Source organism: Burkholderia sp. E168m23 (assembly GCF_016586125.1).
GTDB lineage: Bacteria > Pseudomonadota > Gammaproteobacteria > Burkholderiales > Burkholderiaceae > Burkholderia > Burkholderia orbicola.
This window is the reverse complement of the sequence record NZ_BCPP01000581.1, coordinates 1-4,567: the sequence shown is the minus strand read 5'-3', so window position 1 is coordinate 4,567 and position 4,567 is coordinate 1. Positions and strand designations below refer to the sequence as shown.

Below are 4,567 nucleotides of genomic sequence, written 5' to 3'. Positions count from 1 at the left end.
GTGGGGCTGCCGGGCAGCGTGCAGACGCGCACGCCGGCCGATGCGGTTGCCGGTGTCAGCACCACGCCCACGGCGAGCAGACTGGCGACGGTAACGGAAGTGAGGCGAGTATTCATGGTCGGTGTCCGGTTGAAGCGGGTGGGGCGTCGCGCCCGCATCGGGCGCATGCGGGCGCGACTCGGGCGTGGCGCCGGGTCAGTTGAGCGCGAACACGTAGAGCGTGCCGCCGCGCGGAACGTCCTTCGCGATGTCGGCCATCGGGCCGCCCCAGATCGGGTTCGCGCCGCCGTAGCCGGCGAGCACCGCGACATACTCCTTGCCGTCGACTTCATACACCGACGGCTGCGAGATGATGCCGCTCGCCAGTTGCGGGCTTTCCCACAGCACCTTGCCGGTCGCCGTGTCGAACGCGTACAGGTGGCCGTCGAGCGAGCCGCTGAACGCGAGGCCGCTCGCGGTGGTCGCGACGCCGCCGTTCCACGGCTTCTTCGACCAGTGGCTCCACAGCTTCTTGCCGGTGTTCACATCGATGGCCGTCAGTTCGCCGTAGCCTTCGCTGCCCGGCTCGGGCTTGATCTCGAAGCCTTCGCCGAGATACGGCAGGCCTTCCATGTAGCTGACCGACTTGCCGGTCAGGCTCATGCACGCATGCAGCGCCGGCACGACCGCGATGTTGCGTTCCTGGTCGTACGAGATCGACCACCAGTTCTTGCCGCCGAGGAAGCTCGGGCACGTTTCGATCGTCGTGCCGGCCTTCGGGAACTTCGATGCGTCCTGGATCGGCTTGCCGTCGTCCGTGTAGCCGGTGACCGACAGCGCCTTCACGAACGGCGTCGCGTAGATCAGCTTGCCGGTCGTGCGGTCGATCGCGTGGAAGAAGCCGTTGCGGTCGGCGTGGATGATCGCGTCGTAGTCCTTGCCCTTGTACTTGATGTCCGCGAGGACGGCCGCGTTCACGCCGTCGTAGTCCCACGTGTCGTTGTTCGTGTACTGGTAGTGCCACTTCAGGTTGCCGCTCTTCGCATCGAGCGCGAGCAGCGAGTCGGAATACAGGTTGTCGCCGGGGCGCAGCGCCGCGAGCCACGGGCCGGGGTTGCCGACCCCCCAGTACAGCGTGCGCGACGCGGCGTCGTAGGTGCCGGTGAGCCACGCGGCGCCGCCGCCATGGCTCTGCATGCCGTCGGGCCAGGTTTCCGCGCCCTTTTCGCCGGCGGCGGGGATCGTGTAGCGTTTCCAGACCTGCGAGCCGTCCTCCGGATTCAGCGCGGCGATGTAGCCGCGAATCCCATATTCGCCGCCGGACGTGCCGACGACGATCGCGCCGTCGATCGCGAGCGGCGCGAGCGAGAACGCGTAGCCGAGGCCCGGCTCGAACATCTGCTTCTTCCACACGAGCGTGCCGGTCTGCGCGTCGAGCGCCGCGATTTCGCCGTTCAGCATCGCGATGTAGACGTTCTTGCCGTACAGCGCGACGCCGCGGTTGACGACGTCGCAGCACGCGGTCTTGAACGAGGCCGCGCCGAGCTTCGGCTCGTATTTCCACAGCTGCTTGCCGGTCTTTGCATCGAACGCGTAGACGTTGTCCTTCGGCGTCGTCACGAACAGGTAGTTGCCGTTGACGATCGGCGTGGCCTCGAAGCCCTGCTTCAGGTCGGCGGGGAACTTGTACGCCCACACCTGCTTGAGATCCTTCGCGTTCGACGTGTCGATCTGCTTGAGCGGCGAATGCGAGCGGCCGTCGTAGGTGCGGTAGTAGGTCAGCCAGCCCGGGTCGCCGTGTGCATCGGTCAGGCGCTGGTAGGTCACGGCCGGGTAATCCGCGGCCGCTTCGACGAGGCCGGGGTTCAGCGCGACGGCGGCCGCCACCGCGATGCCGATCGTCGCCAGCCGGCTCGCTGAAGCCGAGAGTTTCTTCATGGTTGTCTCCTGGGTCATTGTGGTCGCACCGCCGCGAACGTTGCGTCGCGCCGGCACGGTTGGGGTTTCCGGGCCGAGTGCACTGCCCGTTACGCAAGTCGCATGCCATCGCGGCCGGAAGCCGGTGCGGCGCGGCACGCGGACGCATCGCGGGTGATGCGCCGAGCGACGGTGCGCGTCATGACGTCGACGCAGGTGTTGCATTCAGGTACACCGGCGCGCGCGAAGTGTTGCCAAACATGACAGGTGGTGCAGTCCGCGGGACAGCGGCGAATCGGTCGCACGCGTGCCGTTCCGAAGCGATGTGCGGCGCAGCGCGCGCTGCTCGTGCTCGCGGCGCTGGCACGGTTCTCGCACGCCGGTGTCGCGACAACCCGTCGCCGCGCGGTGCATCGCACGGCCCGGCGAAATACAAGTGCGGAGACAACGGAATGATCAGGAGACCAAAGGCCGCCGGATGGTACGGCGCGATGCGGCGTGGCCGGCGTGCGCGATGCGTTGGCGTGACCGTTGGCACGTTGGCGCTGTTCGGCCTGCCGCCCGGCAGCGTGCGCGCGCAGCAGCAGCCCGACGGCGGCGCGATCGCGCCGGCCGAGCCGCCGGCCATCGTGCTGCCCGCGGTGGTCGTCGTCGGCACGACGCCGCTGCCCGGGATCGGCACGCCGCTGTCGAAAGTGCCGGCGAACGTGCAGAGCGTGCGTGCGACGGAGCTCGACGCGCAGCACCGCGCGACGCTCACCGATTTCTTCGCGGCGAACCTGCCGAGCGTGACGATCTCGGACGCGCAGGGCAACCCGTATCAGGCGGACGTCAACTATCGCGGCTTCACCGCGTCGCCGCTGCTCGGCACGCCGCAGGGGTTGTCGGTGTTCGTCGACGGCGTGCGCGTGAACGAGCCGTTCGGCGACGTCGTGAACTGGGACATCCTGCCCACGCAGGCGATCGACCGCGTGCAGCTGATTCCGGGCTCCAACCCGGTGTACGGGCTCAACACGCTCGGCGGTGCGCTCGCGATCACGACGAAGAACGGCAGGTCGAACCCGGGCGGCGAAGCGGAGGTGTCGGGCGGCTCATGGGGCCGCAAGACCGCCAGCGTCGAGCAGGGCGGCACGATCGGCTCGAACCTCGACTACTACGCGACCGCGAACGTCGCGAACGACGGCGGCTGGGCCGACCATAACGCGAGCCGCGTGCGGCAGGCGTTCGGCAAGCTGCGCTACACTGATGCGGACACGACGCTGTCGATTGCCGCGGGCGGCGCGGACAACACGCTGTCCGGCACCCAGACGATCCCGCGCTCGTTCCTCGACAACCGGAAGCAGGCGTATACGTATCCGGACCGGAACCGCAACAGCGCCGGCTACCTGACGCTGTCGGGCGAGCGATTTTTCGGCGAACACGTCGAGCTGAGCGGCAACGCGTACTACCGGCACCTGCGCAACACCAACACGAGCAGCAACAACAATACGGACTACGGATCGGTGGACGAGGACGGCACGGTCGACACGGTGCAGGGCAGCAATGCGCAATCGACGATCGTCACCGACAGCTACGGCGGCAGCGTGCAGCTCACGCTGCTCGGCAAGCTCGGCGGGATGGCGAACCGGCTGGTCGCGGGCGTCTCGGCCGATGTCGCGAATTCGAGCTACGTCGCGTCGTCGCAGGACGCATCGTTTACCGATGCGCGCGCGGCGATCGGCATCGGCGATTTCGTTCCGCAGACCAGCGCGAAGACGCGCAATGCGAACGTCGGTGTGTACCTGAGCGATGCGCTGTCGCTGACGCCGCACTGGACGCTGACGCTGTCGGGCCGCTACGATTGGTCGAAAGCGCGGATCGGCGACGAGAGCGGCGTGCAGCCGCTGCTCGACGGCAGCCATGTGTTCTCGCGCTTCAACCCGGCCGTCGGGCTCAACTGGAACCCGGTGCCGGGCTTCACCACCTATGCGACGTACAACGAAGGCATGCGTTCGCCGACCGCGATCGAGCTCGCGTGCGCGGACCCGGCCGCGCCGTGTTCGCTGCCGAACGACTTCATCGCCGACCCGGCGCTCAAACCGGTGATCTCGAAGACGTTCGAGGCCGGCATGCGCGGCCGCATCGGCGGGGCGACGACCTGGAGCGCCGCCGCCTATCGCACGACGCTGACCGACGATATCCAGTTCATCAGCAGCCCGGCCAGCGCGCAGGGCTACTTCCGCAACGTCGGCGATACGCGGCGGCAGGGTATCGAGCTCGCTGGCCGCACGCGGGTCGGCCCGCTCGGTGTCGGGCTGTCGTACAGCTATGTCGACGCGACCTACCGCTCGTCGTGGACCGAACACAGCCCGGCGAATTCGGCGGCCGACGCGAACGGCAACGTGACCGTCAAGCCGGGCGACCGCATCCCCGGCATTCCCGCGCATACGGTGAAACTGCGGCTCGACTACGCGGCGACGCCCGCGTGGGACATCGGCGCGAACGTGACCTGGCGCGGCGGCGTGTACGCACGCGGCGACGAGAACAACGGGGACGTGAACGGCCGGATCGCGGGCTACGTGCTGGTCGATCTCGACATGCGTTACCGGATCACGAAGCGGTTCGAGGTGTTCGCGAGCGTGACGAACCTGCTCGACAAGCGCTACGCGAGCTTCGGCGCACTCGGCCAGAA

General features: G+C 68.1%; 2 protein-coding genes. One reads left to right on the top strand and one right to left on the bottom strand.

Annotated features, from left to right (window positions below; translation table 11 throughout):
* Positions 1-195 precede the first annotated feature (195 nt).
* Positions 196-1,917, bottom strand: coding sequence for a methanol/ethanol family PQQ-dependent dehydrogenase (locus tag JMF90_RS25160; protein WP_011547059.1), 1,722 nt, complete (start codon positions 1,915-1,917; stop codon positions 196-198).
* A gap of 431 nt (positions 1,918-2,348) precedes the next feature.
* Here JMF90_RS25160 and JMF90_RS25155 point away from each other — a divergent pair.
* A partial coding sequence (locus JMF90_RS25155; protein ID WP_201325561.1) for a TonB-dependent receptor occupies positions 2,349-4,567 on the top strand: 2,219 nt, incomplete at its 3' end.